Origin of the sequence: Acinetobacter guillouiae CIP 63.46 (assembly GCF_000368145.1) — a bacterium.
In the GTDB taxonomy this organism is placed as follows: Bacteria; Pseudomonadota; Gammaproteobacteria; order Pseudomonadales; family Moraxellaceae; genus Acinetobacter; species Acinetobacter guillouiae.
The window spans coordinates 38,822-57,468 of the sequence record NZ_KB849287.1 but is presented as its reverse complement, the minus strand read 5'-3'; the positions used below and the strand labels follow the sequence as shown (position 1 = coordinate 57,468).

General features: G+C 41.3%; 20 protein-coding genes. 9 read left to right on the top strand and 11 right to left on the bottom strand.

What is annotated here, in order from left to right; all coding sequences use genetic code 11:
• Window positions 1-86 precede the first annotated feature (86 nt).
• The 6 genes from thiC (at window position 87) to F981_RS20445 (ending at window position 5,634) form a co-directional block, all read left to right on the top strand.
• Window positions 87-1,982: a phosphomethylpyrimidine synthase ThiC gene (thiC, locus tag F981_RS20470; protein ID WP_004725307.1), complete on the top strand. Its 1,896-nt coding sequence runs from the start codon at window positions 87-89 to the stop codon at window positions 1,980-1,982.
• 76 nt (window positions 1,983-2,058) lie between these two features.
• Window positions 2,059-2,679 (top strand): NUDIX domain-containing protein, encoded by a 621-nt coding sequence (locus tag F981_RS20465; RefSeq protein WP_004725305.1) that lies wholly within the window; start codon window positions 2,059-2,061, stop codon window positions 2,677-2,679.
• A 9-nt stretch (window positions 2,680-2,688) separates the two neighbouring features.
• Window positions 2,689-3,498 carry a 3',5'-cyclic-AMP phosphodiesterase gene (gene cpdA, locus F981_RS20460; RefSeq protein WP_004725303.1) on the top strand — a complete coding sequence of 270 codons (810 nt, stop codon included), beginning with the start codon at window positions 2,689-2,691 and terminating at the stop codon, window positions 3,496-3,498.
• 208 nt (window positions 3,499-3,706) lie between these two features.
• Window positions 3,707-4,234 carry an RNA polymerase-binding protein DksA gene (gene dksA / locus F981_RS20455; RefSeq protein ID WP_004725300.1) on the top strand — a complete coding sequence of 176 codons (528 nt, stop codon included), beginning with the start codon at window positions 3,707-3,709 and terminating at the stop codon, window positions 4,232-4,234.
• A gap of 4 nt (window positions 4,235-4,238) precedes the next feature.
• Entirely contained in the window at window positions 4,239-5,153 is a 915-nt protein-coding gene (gene gluQRS, locus F981_RS20450) for a tRNA glutamyl-Q(34) synthetase GluQRS (protein ID WP_004725298.1), read from the top strand.
• Window positions 5,154-5,247: 94 nt separating this feature from the next.
• Window positions 5,248-5,634 carry a hypothetical protein gene (locus tag F981_RS20445; protein WP_016539144.1) on the top strand — a complete coding sequence of 129 codons (387 nt, stop codon included), beginning with the start codon at window positions 5,248-5,250 and terminating at the stop codon, window positions 5,632-5,634.
• Window positions 5,635-5,695: 61 nt separating this feature from the next.
• On the opposite strand, the gene ftsW is transcribed toward F981_RS20445, so the two are convergent.
• From ftsW to glnK, 9 genes are all read right to left on the bottom strand, one after another.
• Window positions 5,696-6,892 carry a putative lipid II flippase FtsW gene (gene ftsW, locus F981_RS20440; protein WP_004725295.1) on the bottom strand — a complete coding sequence of 399 codons (1,197 nt, stop codon included), beginning with the start codon at window positions 6,890-6,892 and terminating at the stop codon, window positions 5,696-5,698.
• 22 nt (window positions 6,893-6,914) lie between these two features.
• Window positions 6,915-8,261 carry a UDP-N-acetylmuramoyl-L-alanine--D-glutamate ligase gene (gene murD / locus F981_RS20435; protein ID WP_004725293.1) on the bottom strand — a complete coding sequence of 449 codons (1,347 nt, stop codon included), beginning with the start codon at window positions 8,259-8,261 and terminating at the stop codon, window positions 6,915-6,917.
• 259 nt (window positions 8,262-8,520) lie between these two features.
• Window positions 8,521-9,066 (bottom strand): VTT domain-containing protein, encoded by a 546-nt coding sequence (locus tag F981_RS20430; RefSeq protein WP_004725292.1) that lies wholly within the window; start codon window positions 9,064-9,066, stop codon window positions 8,521-8,523.
• 109 nt (window positions 9,067-9,175) lie between these two features.
• The gene (locus tag F981_RS20425) at window positions 9,176-9,835 is read right to left on the bottom strand and encodes a riboflavin synthase (RefSeq protein ID WP_004725291.1); all 660 of its coding nucleotides are present in this window, start codon (window positions 9,833-9,835) and stop codon (window positions 9,176-9,178) included.
• 91 nt (window positions 9,836-9,926) lie between these two features.
• Window positions 9,927-11,231, bottom strand: coding sequence for a DNA adenine methylase (locus tag F981_RS20420; RefSeq protein WP_004725289.1), 1,305 nt, complete (start codon window positions 11,229-11,231; stop codon window positions 9,927-9,929).
• A complete protein-coding gene (gene ribD, locus F981_RS20415) occupies window positions 11,228-12,340 on the bottom strand; it encodes a bifunctional diaminohydroxyphosphoribosylaminopyrimidine deaminase/5-amino-6-(5-phosphoribosylamino)uracil reductase RibD (RefSeq protein WP_004725287.1) in 1,113 nt (370 codons plus the stop codon). The genes F981_RS20420 and ribD overlap by 4 nt, the downstream gene beginning before the upstream one ends.
• Window positions 12,341-12,373: 33 nt before the next feature.
• Entirely contained in the window at window positions 12,374-12,838 is a 465-nt protein-coding gene (nrdR, locus tag F981_RS20410; RefSeq protein WP_004725286.1) for a transcriptional regulator NrdR, read from the bottom strand.
• 144 nt (window positions 12,839-12,982) lie between these two features.
• Window positions 12,983-14,377: an ammonium transporter gene (locus tag F981_RS20405; protein WP_004725284.1), complete on the bottom strand. Its 1,395-nt coding sequence runs from the start codon at window positions 14,375-14,377 to the stop codon at window positions 12,983-12,985.
• Window positions 14,378-14,444: 67 nt separating this feature from the next.
• On the bottom strand, window positions 14,445-14,783 hold the full coding sequence (gene glnK, locus F981_RS20400; protein WP_004725283.1) for a P-II family nitrogen regulator: 339 nt from the start codon (window positions 14,781-14,783) through the stop codon (window positions 14,445-14,447).
• A 291-nt stretch (window positions 14,784-15,074) separates the two neighbouring features.
• Here glnK and F981_RS20395 point away from each other — a divergent pair, with 291 nt between their 5' ends.
• The 3 genes from F981_RS20395 to F981_RS20385 all read left to right on the top strand — a co-directional run bounded on the left by F981_RS20395 (window position 15,075) and on the right by F981_RS20385 (window position 17,404).
• Complete coding sequence (locus F981_RS20395) at window positions 15,075-15,302, top strand: accessory factor UbiK family protein (protein WP_004725282.1); 228 nt, start codon at window positions 15,075-15,077, stop codon at window positions 15,300-15,302.
• Between the two features lie 71 nt (window positions 15,303-15,373).
• Complete coding sequence (locus tag F981_RS20390) at window positions 15,374-16,861, top strand: YifB family Mg chelatase-like AAA ATPase (RefSeq protein ID WP_004725279.1); 1,488 nt, start codon at window positions 15,374-15,376, stop codon at window positions 16,859-16,861.
• Between the two features lie 33 nt (window positions 16,862-16,894).
• Window positions 16,895-17,404 carry a GNAT family N-acetyltransferase gene (locus F981_RS20385; protein ID WP_004725278.1) on the top strand — a complete coding sequence of 170 codons (510 nt, stop codon included), beginning with the start codon at window positions 16,895-16,897 and terminating at the stop codon, window positions 17,402-17,404.
• 65 nt (window positions 17,405-17,469) lie between these two features.
• Here the strand turns inward: F981_RS20385 and F981_RS20380 are convergent, their stop codons facing one another.
• Both F981_RS20380 and F981_RS20375 read right to left on the bottom strand, forming a co-directional pair.
• Window positions 17,470-18,240 carry a TorF family putative porin gene (locus F981_RS20380; protein ID WP_004725276.1) on the bottom strand — a complete coding sequence of 257 codons (771 nt, stop codon included), beginning with the start codon at window positions 18,238-18,240 and terminating at the stop codon, window positions 17,470-17,472.
• Window positions 18,237-18,476: a hypothetical protein gene (locus F981_RS20375; protein ID WP_004725275.1), complete on the bottom strand. Its 240-nt coding sequence runs from the start codon at window positions 18,474-18,476 to the stop codon at window positions 18,237-18,239. The genes F981_RS20380 and F981_RS20375 overlap by 4 nt, the downstream gene beginning before the upstream one ends.
• Window positions 18,477-18,647 lie beyond the last annotated feature (171 nt).

The following is an 18,647-nucleotide window of genomic DNA, read 5'->3' as shown; positions in this document are numbered from 1 at the left end:
ATGGATTTAGCAGATAAAATAGACTAAATTTGCCACCGTTTTTGGTCGTGCTTGATTCGTTGATGTCATTCATAAGGATCATTGTAATGAACCAATTAACGAATCTATCCCCTGCTGATCAATTGGCTCAACACGAGCAAGAAGCCAAAGATCTGACTCGAATTTTACCCGCATCTAAAAAAGTTTATATTCAAGGTTCACGCCCAGATATTCAAGTACCGATGCGTGAAATTGAACTCACGGATACACCGACAGGCCTTGGGGGTGAAAAAAACCCACCGATTATGGTCTACGATACTTCAGGTGTTTATACCGATCCCAACGTACACATTGATTTGAATAAAGGCTTACCCAATGTCCGTGAAACTTGGATTGAAGAGCGTGCCGATACTGAGCATTTAGCCAGCTTAACCTCTAAATTTGGCCAAGAACGTCTGAAAGATATTCGTACTGCTGAAATCCGTTTTGCCCATATTCAAAAACCACGTCGTGCAAAAACAGGCAACAATGTCACACAAATGCATTATGCCAAACAAGGCATCATCACGCCTGAAATGGAATACATTGCGATTCGTGAAAATCAGCGCCAGCATGAAGGTGTCGATATGCGCCAGCATGCAGGACAAAATTTTGGTGCACACAACCTCATGGAGATTACCCCTGAATTTGTGCGTAAAGAAGTCGCTGAAGGCCGTGCCATTATTCCAGCCAATATTAACCATCCTGAATGCGAACCCATGATCATTGGGCGTAATTTCTTGGTAAAAATCAATGCCAATATTGGCAACTCAGCTTTGGGTTCATCGATTGATGAAGAAGTGTCGAAAATGACTTGGGCAACCCGTTGGGGTGCTGACACCATCATGGACTTATCGACGGGTAAAAATATCCATGAAACCCGTGAATGGATTATCCGCAACTCACCAGTTCCAATTGGTACGGTACCAATTTATCAAGCACTTGAGAAAGTCGATGGTGTTGCTGAAGACCTGACATGGGAAATCTTTAAAGACACCCTGATTGAACAAGCTGAACAAGGTGTCGATTATTTCACCATTCACGCTGGGGTCTTATTACGTTATGTGCCGATGACAGCCAATCGTTTAACAGGGATCGTATCACGCGGTGGTTCGATCATGGCGCAATGGTGTTTGGCGCATCATGAAGAAAACTTCCTCTATACGCATTTTGATGAAATCTGCGAAATCATGAAAGCCTATGATGTGTCTTTTAGCTTAGGCGATGGTTTACGTCCGGGCTGTATTCAGGATGCCAATGATGAAGCACAATTTTCCGAATTACGCACTTTAGGTGAACTAACCCATCGGGCATGGAAGCATGATGTTCAGGTCATGATCGAAGGGCCAGGCCATGTGCCAATGCATATGGTCAAAGAAAATATGGACTTGCAACTTGAAGTTTGTCAGGAAGCACCTTTCTATACTCTTGGTCCGCTCACCACCGATATTGCTCCGGGCTATGACCATATTACCTCGGCAATTGGTGCAGCGATGATTGGTTGGTACGGCACTGCAATGTTGTGTTATGTGACTCCCAAAGAGCATTTGGGTCTGCCCAATAAGAAAGATGTTAAAGACGGGATTATCACCTATAAAATCGCAGCCCATGCAGCGGATTTAGCCAAAGGTCATCCGGGCGTACAAGTTCGTGACAATGCTTTATCTAAGGCACGCTTTGAGTTCCGTTGGGAAGATCAATTCAATCTCAGCTTAGATCCAGATACTGCTAGATCGATGCATGATGAGACTATGCCTAAAGAAGCACATAAGTCTGCGCACTTCTGTTCAATGTGCGGACCTAAGTTCTGCTCGATGAAAATCACCCAAAACGTGCGAGATTATGCACAAAATCAACAAAATGCAGCCCACCCTGTAAATAGCGAAACGCTTATAGAAGATGGTCTCAAAACCATGAAATCCGTTTATCAGGAACAAGGGCAAAAGTTGTACCATAAAGTGTAAAGATTAAAAAAAAACTTTTGTCTTTCACTATTTCTCAGTTAGGATGAAGTGAATATGTTTCATCCTAACTGTGCACATGAACATCATTCAGCAAGCAACCTACACCCATAATGATGTAGAAATACAATCTCGTGAATATGCTTTTAAAGGTTTTGTTCAAGTCGAAAAAGTGAGCTTGCGACACCGATTATTTAATCAAACTGAATATACCTCAGCCATTCAACGTGAATTAATTCGCCGTAAAGAAGCTGCTGGTGTACTGATTTATAATGATCAACAACAAAAATTTGCATTGATTGAACAGTTTCGTGTAGGGGCAATTGATGATGAAATTTCACCTTGGCAACTCGAAATCATTGCAGGCGTACTTGATGGAGATGAATCTCCAGAAAGTTGCATTCGACGGGAAAGCATCGAAGAATCTGGATGTGAATTAAACCAAATCAAACACCTGTTTAGCTTCTATCCATCTGCTGGTGCATGTGATGAAATCTTTCATCTCTATGTTGCGCAAGCCGCATTACCTGCTGAAGGTGGTGTGTTTGGTATGCCAGATGAAAGTGAAAATATCCAACTTCATATCATTGATTATTCAGATTTGAGTCTATTATTAAAAAGTAATCGTTTAAAAAATGCACCTGTGATTATGGCTTTGCAATGGCTACAACAGCACTTGCATGCATTTGAAGATGTCTAGGGGAAAGGCATGCAATCAGAGATATTGCCGCAAACAGATAAAGATAGAGTGATTATCCAAATCACAGATACACACCTGATGGATAAACCTGATGCAGAGTTTGTCGGGATTAATCCTGAAGAAACCTTTCATGCCGTCATGGATGATATTCAGCAACGCTATAAAAATATCGATCTGATTTTACATACTGGTGATTTGGCTCAAGCTGCATTTCCAGAAACTTATGCGCGCTATTTAGAATATATGCAGCGTTTTGGTGTCGATTTTTATCAAATTCCGGGAAATCACGACAATATCAACTTGTTCCCGTTCCATTCGCCAGAACCTATTCCAGCAGTGATTGAGTTAGATCAATGGCGTATCATTTTGCTGAATAGTGCTGTGGGTGGACGTACTGATGGAAACATTCAAACGGAACAATTGGTCCATCTAAAACGGCTATTGGAACAATTGCGTGACAAATTTATCCTTATCGCCTGTCATCACAATCCTTTTGATATGCATTCCAAATGGCTCGATCAACATAAGCTCAAAAATGCCGATGAATTAAAAGCCGTACTCGAACCCTTTGATAACATCAAAGCCGTGTTACATGGTCATGTTCATCAAGAATCCTATAATGTATGGAATGGAATACAGTTTATTTCTACTCCTGCGACGTGTGTACAATTTAAACCCCTCAGCCAAGAGTTTTCATTTGATCCAATTGCGCCTGGTTACCGTTGCTTACATTTAAAAGCCAATGGTGAATTTGAGACCGCTGTACACCGCTTGGATCACTTCAAAGTTACAATTAATGAAGAAATTTCAGGTTACTAGCTTTTCATTTTGGTTTTTTTCTATTAAGTTATTCGTCCAACGAGATATGCAGAAAGTCGAATTCAGGGTTAGGTGACTTTCATCTTGGTAAAAAAATCTATATGATGACGCCCCCGATAGATTCATTCTGTTGGTAGTGATAAAAATACTTGCATATCACCATATTTTTTGCGTATAGATAATACGTATATGATGAGGAATGCCCTTTATGGCGAATGACAACCAAAATCAAGTCTTGGAAGAACAAACAGCAATTGCAGATGACAAGTCTGTAAAGCGAGTGCGTAAAACCAAGCCGAAGACCAATGAAAACGGTACTACAGCAAGTCTATTCGGTATCGAGCCTTATCAGCCAAAGAAAAATGAAGAATACATGTCTGAGGGGCAACTCGAACATTTTCGTAAAATTTTGCTGGCATGGAAAGCAGAATTGATGTCGGAAGTGGATCGCACCCTAAATACAATGCAAGATGAATCTTCTTCTTTACCTGATGTAAATGACCGTGCGACGCAAGAAGAAGAGTTTGCCATTGAATTACGTACTCGTGACCGTGAACGTAAACTTATTCGTAAAATAGAGCAATCTATTGAAGCGATTAAAAATGATGACTATGGTTTCTGTGAAACTTGCGGTATCGAAATTGGTTTACGCCGTTTAGAAGCACGACCAACTGCAACTTTATGTATCGACTGTAAAACCCTTGCAGAGATCAAAGAGAAGCAAAATAACGGTTAATACTGTGTCAAATTCCTCCCCAACCCTCTCTTTTCCAAAGGGAGGGAGGAAGAGTACCGTATACAAAGGTCGGTTTGCACCGTCCCCCACAGGGCCATTACATTTTGGTTCCTTAGTGACCGCTGTCGCGAGTTATTGCGACGCTAAAGCGCATCATGGGCAATGGATCGTCCGCATCGAAGATACGGATATTCCACGTATTTACCCAGATAGTGAACAGCATATTTTAAAGTGCCTAGATGCTTTTGGCTTCCAATCCGATGCTGAAATCATTTATCAACAACATCGCTTAGACATTTATCAATCTGTAATCGAACAACTCAAACAAAAACATTTCGTTTATGCCTGTGAATGTACCCGTAAAATATTAGGCTCAAATCATATCTATGCTGGCACCTGCCGAGACAAACAGCTCGACTTTCAAGACCAAGCCATTCGTGTAAAAGTTTCTGATCAAAACATTTGTTTCAATGACCGCTTACAAGGACAACATTGCGCGAACTTACAACGCGATTTGGGTGACTTTGTACTAAAGCGTCGTGATGGCATTATCAATTATCAACTGGCAGTCGTTGTCGATGATTATTTACAAGAAATCAGCCATGTCGTGCGTGGTGCGGATTTATTGGATAATACTGAACGTCAAATTTGGCTAGGACAGCTTTTGGGTTATCCCACTCTTGAATATATGCACTTACCCCTCGCCATGAATCATTTGGGGCAAAAACTCTCTAAACAAAACCTTGCGCAAGCGCTTGATCTCAAACATGCACCTGTATTGCTGTTACAAGCGATTATAGCACTTGGACAAGCTCCAATAGACCTAGATCAGCCAGATCTCATGTTGGCTCAAGCTGTCGCTCAATGGGATATTTCTCGCATTCCTCAAGGGACAACGCTACAATCCATTTATCAGTAATCCCTGATTAAGCAACAATACCAACATAAGAATACCAACATCATTCAGGATTGAGATGAACCTTTTAAAAAATCTAATAACGCTGAGTTTTCTCATGATCACAGGCCTTACACAGGTCTATGCACAAATGGCAATTTTATGTATTTCCCCGATTTCTAAAACTGCTGTTGTTGATGAAATGAGTGGCGCACCACGTGAACAATGGGGTAAACCATTACCAACTTATTCAGTTCAAGTCGATCGCTCTGCAATCATCAAGGTCGATCACAAAACCCCAATCAAACTTAAACTTGCAAATACCGCTGGAAAACATCAGATCAAGATTTATGCCAATGGTGTATTGGAAACTTCGTTTTATTATTCCCCAACAGCGATAGATGTATTACGACTGAGTGAGTCCGGTTATCAAACTTGGGATTGGGTAAAATTTAAGACCACCCAATCGGCATTAAAATATTGCAATACGCAAAATCCAAACTAAATTACCCATAAAAAAAGCCATTTGTGATCAAATGGCTTCCCTATTTGAGCTCAATAAAAAATTAAAAACTAGACTCTTCTCGCGCTGGATTGGCATCCTTGGTGGTTGCATCAATTTTGAGAATTAAACTGATCATCACCGCACACATAATTAAAGATGAACCACCATAACTAATAAATGGAAGCGTTAGCCCCTTGGTCGGCAACATGCCCATATTCATACCCGCATTCACCAAGATCTGTAATAAGAAAATAATACTGATCCCGTAAGCCAAGTAACCTGCGCGCAAATATTGATGATTGAGCGCACGCTGACCGATACGAATACAGCAAATCAACATCACAAATGAGAGCAGCAAAACGGTCGAAATACCAAAGAAACCGAATTCTTCACCTAAAATTGCCAACATAAAGTCAGTATGTGCTTCAGGCAAATAAGACATTTTTTGAATACTATGTCCTAAGCCTACCCCAAACCATTCACCACGACCAAAGGCCATCAAGGCATTCGACAATTGATAACCAGAGCCCAAAGGATCAGCCCAAGGGTTTGAGAATGACATTAAGCGTTCATAACGATATGGTTCAAACACGATTAAGGATACAAATGCCACCAGAATCGCACCAAATGCAAAGCCGAACTGGATCATGGGTGCACCAGCCAAGAAGAACACACCCAGCATCGAAACAGCAATCACCACTGTTGCCCCTAAGTCAGGCTCTGCAATAATTAGTCCGACCGTCAGCAACATCACCACACCTAGACGTACCAAGCCCTTAATATTATTACGGACCTCTTCAGCACGACGAACCACATAGTCTGCGGTAAATATGGCCATCATCACCTTGGCGACTTCGGTTGCCTGCAAGGTAAATCCACCTACACGAATCCAGCGTGTTGAACCATTGACTTCTGTACCCACCACCAAGACGGCGAGTAATAAAGCAATGGTGATCAACCACAATGGAAAGGTATTTTTAAACCAAAGGTTGAGTGAAACTCGATAGGTAATTGCCGCCGCAACAAAAGCCACCACGATCGAAATTGCATGACGAATCACATAGTGAAATTCGTTTTCATGCATCCGTTCGGCATAAGGCATTGAAGCCGAAGCCACCATCACCGTACCAATACACAACAATGAAATGACGCAAAATATCAGTACATTACGCGGCGTAATCTCTGCCGGCAATTTTGGCATCCAGCGATCATACACTTGGTGAATCTTACTTATAGTCGTCTGAGCTAACCCAGCCATACTTATTTCCTTATGATTCTTTTTAGTTTAGAGCATTTACATATTCAACAAAGCGATGACCACGCTCAGGATAGCCTGTAAACATATCAAAGCTTGCACATGCAGGTGATAATAGCACTACATCTTGCGCATGCGTATGTTGTTGACAAAGTTCTACAGCTTGTTGCAAAGATGCTGCATGTAGCAGCGTTGTTGTCCCTGCAATGGCATTTTCAATGATTGAGCGATCTTCACCCATCAGTATCGCAACTTTGGCATATTTTTGCAGAGACTCACGTAGTGCAGTAAAGTCCTGCCCTTTGCCCTGACCACCCAAAATAATAGCAACCTGACCACCTTGGGCTTCAATTGCAGCACCTAAGCCATCCAATGCCGCTAAAGTTGCACCGATATTGGTGCCTTTAGAATCATTATAATAACGAACGCCATTCACTTCTTTAACGAATTCGCAACGGTGCTCTAAACCTTTAAAGGTTTTTAAGGTTTCAAGCATTTTATCCAATGGTAAACCAATCGCTTCACCCAAAGCTAAACATGCCAAAGCATTGGCAACATTATGCGTTCCTTGAATATACATCTCTGAACTTTTGAGTAGACGTTCACGACCTCGCGCTAACCAAATCGTACCGTTATCTTCTCTTAGGATACCGTATTGTTTTAAATCAGGTGCATTGAGCCCAAAGCTTTGCATCGGTGTGACATCTGGTACCAATGGGCGAGTTAATGAATCGTCACGGTTATATACGACTTTTTTCACACCTTGGAAAATACGATGTTTTGCCGCATGGTAACCTGCCATATCCCCATGACGGTCCAAGTGGTCTTCACTCATGTTCAAGACCACAGCCACTTCTGCATTTAAACTCGAGGTTGCTTCCAATTGAAAGCTGGAAAGTTCAAGGATATAAACATCTGGATCATCATGGGTTAAATCTAAAGCAGGACGACCCAAGTTACCCCCTACCGCAACCTTTACTCCTGCTTCTTGCGCCATTAGGCCAATCAAAGTGGTCACGGTACTTTTTGCATTTGAGCCAGTAATCGCCACAATCGGTTTATCTGTAGCACGGCGGAGAATTTGAATTTCACTGATGACTGGAATGCCTTTTGCAATCGCAGCTTGAATTGCTGGTAACTGAGGATCTAACCCCGGGCTAATGACAATTTCTTCAGCTTGTAAAAGTAAATCTTGATCGAGTTGACCGAAGCTGGTTTGAACTGCTGCTGGAATTTGCTCATGTCCTGGTGGAACTTCACGAGAATCTGTGACTGCAACACGGTAGCCATTTTCATGAAGAAAATTTACGGCTGAAACGCCTGAAATTCCAAGCCCAGCCACAACTTTTAACCCACCACGTTGTATTAACATTTTTGCTCACCAGCATTAAGATTTTAAAACTTGCAAAATGTTAGCACTTTGGCGATTTGAAAGCTTTTTCTGTTTGCACTTTCTGGATATTTTTTTGTGTCAGTGCGTAAAAATAGCAGCAGATTATTTTAATAAATACAGCTGATTTCTTAAATAAAACCACTCGCGTTTTTATTCTATTCTCAATATGAATAAGCCGAATGTTGAGGATCAGCATTCGGCTTATTCATCGGGGCAGTTTATGACTGTTTGAATCTGATTAAAATGAATCGAGCAGTAAAGATAATAAATTACCCGCGCCATAACCCGCACCAAGTAACAGCGCAATCCAAATCCATCCGCCTAAAATGTTATACAACATGAATACAGGCATTTTCATATGCCCTGCACCCGCTGCAAAAGGAGCAAAAGAACGAACAAAAGGCACAAAACGGGCAACCAGAATGGTTTTTCCACCATGCTTTTCAAAATAATGGTTGGTCTTTTTAATATATTCAGGCTTAAACCAACGTGAATGCGCGTGGAAAAACTTAAAACCCAGCGCACGTCCCGTATAATAGTTCACCATATACCCCAAAATTGAAGCAATAATCAGCAACACACCCATATAGTGCAAATGCACAGATTCAGCGGTAGAACATAAAGCACCGACAGCGATCAATAAACTATCGCCAGGGAGAAAAAACATAAAGACTGAGCCAGTTTCTGCAAAAATGATTAGAAACAAAATGGCATAAATCCACAGCCCGTAATTTTCTAAAAAAGTGGGCAATAATTGTTCTAAATGCAATAAAAATTCAAGCAATACTCAACTCTCTTACAGAAGAATTCACGATATATTAGCCTAATTTAATCATGTATATATTAAAAGGCCTAAATAAATTAGGCTTTTTTTAATCGGTTTTGGTTTTTATTTATTTTAAAAAACCATTGGCTGCCAGAAATTCCATACTGAGTTTAGACTCTGCTTTTGGCTCAGCAGCTTTATCACCAAGTAACAATCTTTCTATATAACGTGCCAATACATCGACTTCTAAATTCACTTGAGAGCCCACTTTCCACGTTCCAATATTGGTCCGTTCAGCAGTATGTGGAATTAAATTTAAACTTAAGATATTTCCACGTAAATGATTGATGGTGAGGCTAATTCCATCTACAGTCACAGAACCTTTTTCAGCCAAATATTTAGCAATTTCAACAGGTGCAGTGACTTCGAAATACAGTGAGCGAGCATCTGAACGCACTACGGTGATTTCACCCACAGCATCGACATGTCCACTAACGATATGTCCACCGAAGCGTGTTGTTGGCAACATTGCTTTTTCTACATTGACCGCCTGCCCCGCTTTCCAACTTGCTAAAGTCGAACGATTTAAGCTTTCACGGGACACATCAGCAGCGTACCAGTTTTCACCCCAATCGATCACAGTTAAACAAATCCCATTGGTTGCAATAGAGTCGCCCAAATGTACATCAGACATATCCAAGTCTGTCTGAATACGTAAGCGCACATCACCGCCTACATTTTGTAAACTTTCGACTTTACCCAAACTTTCAATGATACCTGTGAACATAATTCTACCTACTGCTGCAGTGAGAGGAACTGATGAAGTTCAATCGTGTTTATTTTGCATTTGCCCATATTTTAAAGGCAAAGGTGCATTCTTACCATAAGGCCAGTTGCGTACTTACACCTGAGGTATCCACACCACCCAATTCTGCAAAATGATAGAGTTGACCCAACAGCTGACGCAATGGTGGTCCAGACTTAGCATGGGTATCGGTGATTACAATAAACTCAAGCACACGTGCGCGTTCAGACTGACGCTGTTTACTGACACGATAACGAGGCACATCCTGAGTCAATAAGGTGACTTTGCCACGTTTCAGATTGGCCGCCAATAAGTCTTTGGCCTCAATATTTCCATCGGTTGAGTAACTGGTGAGAATATAACGCGCATTAATCGTTTCCAACAAATTCTCATAAGCTTCTTGTGCATGCTTAGAAGAATTATAAGGACTTGGGCGTTCTTTACGCCATGCACGGTCAATCCCACTTTTAAAACCTTTGGTATCTGGTGTCGGTAAATCAACTTGATCCCACAGTGTTAGCGAGTTGAGTACATGATAATTACTACTATAGGCATGTTGGTTATACGGTGGATCTAGATAAGCCACATCGACTTCAAAACCACTCATTTGATTTGCCAAGTGCTGTGCATCTACACACCACACTTCTGCCATCGGTGTTTTCTGCTTATTTTGCCCGACTTCACTAAAGCGACTCGGTGTAAGCCACAATAACGACTCAATCCGTTCCAACGCAGTTTGGGTCTTACCGCCCCAACCATGATGGAAGCTTTTAAATACACCGCTGGTATTACTGACAAAACTTGCTGAATAGAGCAAAGGTGCCAATAAGGCACTCATTTCTACATCGTCAATTGCACCCTGTGCTTGCCAAGTGGCAATTTGCTGACGAATTGCATCTATACGCATCCCATTACGGCGTTTAAAAAATAAACGGTCTCGTGCTGGGTCATAAATTTCATCATTCCGCGGACAAAGGTTATGCGTAACCCATCCTTTCACTTCAGGTAAACGGTTTAAATAATCGATGGCTTTTTGATACCCACCCAATTCTTTAAATGCAGGTGCATCTGTGCATGCCAAAATGGCATGATTTAATGCATGGCTATACGGTTCCCAATCATTGGCAATCACCCGATAGCCATTTTGACGTGCTAAACGTGAAACCACCCCACTGCCTGCAAAAAAATCGGCAAAAATCGGGGCGCGTTTACCCTTAGGATTCAAAGTACCTGTGATTTCAAGCGCTTCAAGAATCAGATGCAACAAACGACGTTTGTTTCCCAGATAGGGAACCAACTGATGAAAAAGATATTCATCTGTTGTACGCGCAGCATGACGACGTTTATGGTAAACCGATGATGTTGACTCTGGATTCATACTGACTCTTGTGAAGGGATAAGTCTTAAGCGAATGTCATCACCAAACTGATGAACATCTTGTAACTTAAAACGTAATTGTTGTGCCATCGTTTCAAATTCGGCATTGAACATGGCACGTGCTGATTGTCCTAAAAAGGTTGGCGCAACATAACTGATTAATTCATCCACCAGTTTTTCCTGCAAAAATGCAGTGGATAATGTCGCACCTGCTTCAACCAACACATCGTAAATTTGGAAATCTTTTAAAGTCGTAAGCAAATCTTTTAAAGATTGTACTTCTAATTGTACCACGCCCAGCTTGGCAAGTTCTTGACGAAATGGTCCCATGACCATCACTGTTTCAGGCGCGCTAAGAATTTGAGCATTGAGTGGCAAACGCCCTTGTCGGTCTAAAATCACCCGCTTAGGCTGGACAATCGTTGCAATATCAATATCACCCAATGAACGCACATTTAATTGAGGGTCATCTGCCAAAATGGTATCGATCCCGGTAATCACTGCACCTGAAATAGCCCGCCAATGCTGAACATCTTGACGTGATTCAGCCCCAGTGATCCATTTAGACTCACCAGACGCCATTGCTGTACGGCCATCTAAACTTGACGCAACCTTTAACCGCACATAAGGCACACCCGTTGCCATTGCTTTTAAAAAGCCTTGATTGAGTTGAGCCGCTTGTTGCTCACAAACCCCTGTTTCAACCTCAATCCCTGCCTGGCGTAAAATATCCACGCCTTTTCCCGCCACCAAAGGATTTGGATCAGCACATGCAATAACAACTTTGCTGACACCCGCTTCAACCAAGCCTTTAGCACAAGGTGGTGTACGGCCATAATGCGCACAAGGTTCCAAAGTGACATACGCGGTTGCGCCCTTGGCAGACTCGCCTGCTTGACGCATGGCAAAAACTTCGGCGTGTGGCTGACCAGCTCTAGGATGAAAACCCTCTCCCACCCATTGCCCATCTTTTACAATGACACAACCGACGTTCGGGTTTGGTCGTGTGGAATATTGTCCAAGCTTCGCGAGCTCAATTGCTTTCTGCATCCAAACCTGATCTATGTTGACATAATCTTCGGGTTTAGAATTTGAATCAAACTCAGACATAAAATTCCTAATCAATAACGTTCAAAAATAAAATTAGTGGTCTTGCCCACGATCTTGCATTTGTTCAATTTGATGACGAAACGCATCAATATCTTGGAAATCCTGATACACCGACGCAAAACGCACATAAGCCACATGATCCAATGCAAACAAAGATTTCATGACAATTTCACCAATGGTGCGTGAACGTACATCACGTTCACCGAGGCGGCGAATTTGCAATTGAATATCACTAATGACGGTTTCAATCTGTTCTTGAGTCACGGGTCTTTTTTGTAAGGCGTGCATTAAAGAGCGTCGTAATTTTGCTTCGTCAAACGGTTCATTTTTACCATCTGACTTGGTCACGCGTGGCATGACCACTTCATAACTCTCAAATGTCGTAAAACGTTCGCCACAACTGATACATTCACGACGTCGACGAATCTGGCTACCTTCAGCGGCCAAACGAGAGTCGATTACTTTACTATCTGCAGCGTTGCAAAATGGACAATGCATAGTGGTTTTATTGAACAAAATTCATGATTTCAGCTAGTGTAGCAAAAAAACCTGATTTTGTTGAGCCTTTCGCAAGATATGGAAAAAAAACAGCCCTTACGGACTGTTTTATACTATATATAGTTATTATTCTAATTAGATTGATTATTCGATACGTTCGCCATGTTGGCTTAAATCGAGACCCATACGCTCATCATCAGATTCAACACGGATCCCAATCACAACATCGATAATTTTAAGTAGGATAAAGGTCACAACTGCTGAGTATGCGATTGTTGCTAACACACCTTCAACTTGTACCCATAATTGATGCATAACATCTGTCGGTGCTTTGTCGCCCATAATGAATGAACTGGCAAATACAGCTGTTAAAATCGCACCAACAATACCGCCTACACCGTGTAAACCAAATGCATCCAATGAGTCATCTGCTTTAAGGATACGTTTAAGACCAGAGATTCCCCAGAAGCACACTACACCACCGATTAAGCCCATGATCAACGCACCACTTACCGTCACAAAACCTGCTGCTGGCGTAATCACAACCAGACCAGCAACTGCACCCGATGCTGCACCCAATACTGAACCTTTACCACGAACAATTTTTTCAACCACTAACCAAGCAATTGCTGCCGCTGCGGCTGCGATTTGAGTTGTGACCAAAGCATACGCTGCTGAACCATTTGCACCTAAAGCAGAACCACCATTGAAACCAAACCAACCGACCCATACCAAGCTTGCACCCAATACAGTTAAAGTTAAGTTATGTGGTGCCATAGATTCTTTGCCTAAGCCCATACGTTTACCCAGTAAATACGCAGCAACTAGACCGGCAACACCCGAGTTAATATGAACAACAGTACCACCAGCAAAATCAAGCGCGCCATCATTCATTAACCAGCCACCACCCCATACCCAGTGTGCAATCGGTGCATAAACAATAATGACCCAAATCGTAATGAATGTGATCCAAGCACTGAATTTCATACGATCAGCCACAGAACCACTGATAATGGCAACGGTAATAATCGCAAAAGTCATTTGGAAAATAACGAAAAGAATTTCTGGAATTGTGCCACTCAGCGCATCTGTTGTAATTCCAGATAACATGATTTTATCGAAACCACCAATAAAAGCGTTACCAGAACCAAATGCAAGTGAATAACCAATGACCACCCATACGATGCTGACCACTGCTGCGGCAGTAAAGCTTTGCGCCATGGTGGCAAGCACATTTTTCTTACGAACCATACCGCCGTAGAACAATGCTAAACCGGGAATTGTCATCAGCAATACAAGTGCTGTGGATACAAGAATCCACGCTGTATCACCTGTATTTAAAGTTGGTTTTTCTGCCTCTGCTGGAGCAGCTGCGGCAGTCACCGTTTCAGGCGCAACGGTTGCCGATGTATCGGCAGTCACATCACTTGCCGTTGCAACAGCTGTAGATGCAGGCTCAGCTACGTTTTCTTCTGCCCACGCAACTGATCCGCCAAGAAGTGCGCCAGACAGGCTGAGCGCTAATAGCATTTTTTTCATTCGTATCCCCCAACCTAATTTTGTGAGTTATGTATTGATATACATAACCAGCAATCTTCGTGCCAAATTAAACAGCGTCTGGACCTGTTTCACCTGTACGAATACGAATTACTTGCTCTAAATTAGTCACGAAAATTTTTCCATCACCAATTTTGCCAGTGCTAGCAACGCGTGTAATAGATTCAATCACTGAATCTACCATGTCATCACTGATTGCGATTTCGATTTTCACTTTAGGCAGAAAATCAACAACATACTCAGCGCCACGATAAAGTTCAGTATGCCCCTTTTGACGACCAAAACCTTTAACTTCAGTTACGGTAATCCCTTGAACGCCTATATCAGACAGTGCTTCACGCACGTCATCTAATTTAAACGGTTTTACAATTGCAGTTACGAGCTTCATATTGTTTTCCTTCGGCTTATTTCACCAGTAAGGTTTTATGTTCAATTTTCATGCCAATCTTATTAATGGTTGGGGTGATTAATTCAATCAACATGCATTGCCTTTATAACCTATTGTATATACTTAGGTGAAGTTGCAACTTTAAAAAACACATAATATTGCGTGTTTTTTTAGATTTCATTGCTAAATTATAGGAGACATCATGCTTTACGCATCGGATAAAAAATTACTTAAATAAAATCAATACGCGATGTTACACTAGGCAAAGAACATTACTCATTTGGATTCCTCATGATTGAAACATTATTACAAGCAATTTTGGAACAGGTTGATCAGCCTAAAAAAGACATAGAACATAATTTACGCGCCTTGCTGAATGAAGCCATTTCTAAAATGGATATCGTTTCAAAAGACGAAATTGAACGTCAAAAGACTGCACTAAATAATGCCAATTTACGTTTGACCGATTTACAAGAACAGGTCAAAGCACTTGAGGTGCTGATTCAGGATAAAAAATAAACCAAATTTGCACATTATTGGTGCAAAAAATATAATAATGATTAAAAATAAAGCAAAAGTGGAAAACAACAATGTCTTTAGCCAAAATTTATACCCGAGGTTTGCTCGGGCTACATGCACCTTTAATTGAAGTTGAGGTCCATGTTAGTGCAGGGCTGCCTTCTTTAACAATTGTTGGCTTAGCTGAAGCAGCAGTTCGTGAAAGTAAGGATCGAGTTCGATCTGCCATTATCAATAGTGGTTATCAATTCCCTACCAAGCGCTTAATCATCAATCTCGCACCTGCGGATCTTCCCAAAGATGGCTCTCGTTTAGATCTGCCCATTGCACTCGGTATCTTGATTGCCACAGGGCAACTTCCTGAAAATGTCACAGATCATTTTGAGTTTATTGGTGAATTAGCACTGGATGGACACTTAAGACCAATTACAGGGACCTTAACCATTGCAATGGCATGTCAAATGGCCAAGCATCAATTGATGTTGCCGCAGGAAAATGCTGCTGAAGCAGCGCAATTGCCTGAATTTCAGGTATTTGCTGCACAGCACTTAAAACAAGTCTGTGAGCATTTCTTAAATCTACAAAAAATTGATGCAACTGCTCGGCAAAAAATACCGCAAGACAATACCTACAAATTTGATTTAGCAGATGTCAAAGGGCAATTACGCCCACGACGCGCTTTAGAAATTTCAGCAGCAGGTGGACATTCCCTTTTATTTAAAGGCCCACCAGGTACAGGTAAAACCCTGTTAGCGTCACGCTTACCGAGTATTTTGCCAGCCTTAAATCCACAAGAAAATCTTGAAGTTGCCAGTATTTATTCAATTGCCAAGACCAAACACCATTTTGGACAGCGCCCATTTCGCGCCCCACACCATACCGCGTCTGCGATCGCTCTTGTCGGTGGCGGTTCAAATCCAAAACCCGGAGAAATTACGCTGGCACACTTAGGGGTGCTATTTTTAGACGAGCTGCCTGAGTTTGACAAAAAAGTGCTCGAAGTTTTAAGGCAACCACTTGAATCTAAAGAAATCGTTATTTCTAGAGCATCACGCCAAATTACATTTCCCGCCAACTTTCAATTGATTGCAGCAATGAACCCCTGCCCTTGTGGTTATGCATTTAACCAAGACAGTCGCTGCCAATGTTCGGCTGAAGCAATTAAACGCTATCAAAATCGAATTTCAGGTCCATTATTGGATCGCATTGATTTACATATCGATGTGCCACCATTAAAAGCCCAAGAATTACAGGATCAAACGCCTGTCGAAGATTCAGCAACTGTACGGGAACGGGTGATTGATGCGTGCGATTTTCAAATCCAAAGACAAGGCTATTTAAATCACAACTTATCGCCAAAAGACTTAGAAAAATATGTGATTTTAGATGAAACATCCAAGCAGATGCTGGAAATGGCACAACAACGTTTGAATTTATCTGCTCGGGCATATCATCGTATTTTACGTGTTTCAAGGACCATTGCAGATTTAGCTCAAAGTGAGCAAATCCAAAGTGCCCATTTAACCGAAGCCTTGTCATATCGGGGAACTCAATCTTAGAATCCAAGCTATGACGTATAGAAGATAAATAACATGCTAAATTTAACCTTACGCAACGAACATGCAGATGATATTGAAAATATTTTCAATCTCACTCAACTGGCTTTTCTAAATGCAGCGCATACCGACCATACTGAACACTTGATCGTCAATGCACTCAGGGATGCAAATCAATTAACCATTTCCATTGTTGCTGAATTGGATCGACAGATTATTGGGCATGTGGCGATTTCACCTGTAGAGATTTCGTCTGGCGCACAAAATTGGTATGGCTTAGGTCCAATTTCAGTTGCACCAGAATATCAACACCAAGGTGTTGGCAAAGCTTTAATCCAACACGCATTACAGCAGTTACAACAATTCAATGCCGCAGGATGTGTGGTGCTTGGAGATCCCGCCTATTATTCCAAATTTGGCTTTCAGCCTCATGACCGTTTGATCCTTGAAGGTGTGCCTGCTGAATATTTTCAAGCCCTTACATTTAACCAAAGCATTCCACAAGGAACGGTAAAATATCATCCAGCATTTGAAGTGAAAGCCTAATTTGATTTCAAAATCGCAAAAAATAAAGGTGACTCATGGTCACCTTTATAGATTTTAATTTGCGCTTAGAAAGCTTTAGTTAAAGTAAACACTGCACCTGTTTCAACAGCTCGTTTTGCTACATTAGTTAAACCGTCTGTATCCGTATTTGTACCAATCGCAGCAAGTTCTGCTGTCAGACTTGGAATTGATTTTGGTACATAAGTTACGCCTACTTTCCAGTCCACATAATTATCATCGCCATTGAAGTTATATTTATCGTCATCTGTAACAACGGTATAACCGACATTCGCAACACCACCAAAACCTGTAGAACCAAATGGTACTGAATAGCCTGCATTCACATTCCAGCTACTCGCATCTGCGCCAGCATAATCATTGGTATAGTTAATATTGGTAAGAATGCTATCACCTTCCGTAAATGCATTTTTAAAGGTTAATTTACCGTACAGTTCTAACCAATTTAAATCACTTGCACTTGGGTAGTTATAATACCAAAGACCAACATCTAGAACTGGCTTGCTCGCAAAACCTTCAAGTGCTGTAGAATAACCAATATAAGGGTCAAGCTCTAAATGTGGATCTGGACCGCCAAAATTCACATTTGAACCAAATATACCCGCATACAAACCAGAAGAATGTGTCAATGCAAAAGTGGCTTGCACAGCTGGATCATTTTGAGCTTGAGTAACACCACGAAAACGGTAGTCACTCGTTAAAGCAGCACTGCCTGAAAAACTTAAACCTAATTGTGAAAGCGTCGTATCCTCCGCCATTGCTATTGTTGCTGTAGACGATAGAACTGCCAATGTTAGTGCTTTAGTTGAGAATTTCATCTTGAGTGCTCCCCCATCATATGATGTTTATTTGTTATGCTAAAATTTGATGAACTCCCTAAGCAATTAGCAATTGCCATGCCAAGATGAAATTCAAGCTGTTTATAAAATTCAGCAATATTCAGCAATCTATTGATAATCAATAGTTTAAAATTAAAAGATTGTGGATGATTTTTCTTATTCTTCAGTTGTTGAACATATGCTATTTCAAGCATCACTTGATGGAACTGATTCATACTGACCTACTTTAAGCATGGTTTTAATGCAAAGTAGTATGAAAAATCTAAGCGTAAATTTTCTATAACGTGCTTTATTGTTGTCATAAAAAGCGTATAAATATTGCTTTATGCTTTTCATATCAGCTTATTGTAATGGTGCATATTATTCTTTTGCTCAAAAAAAGCACA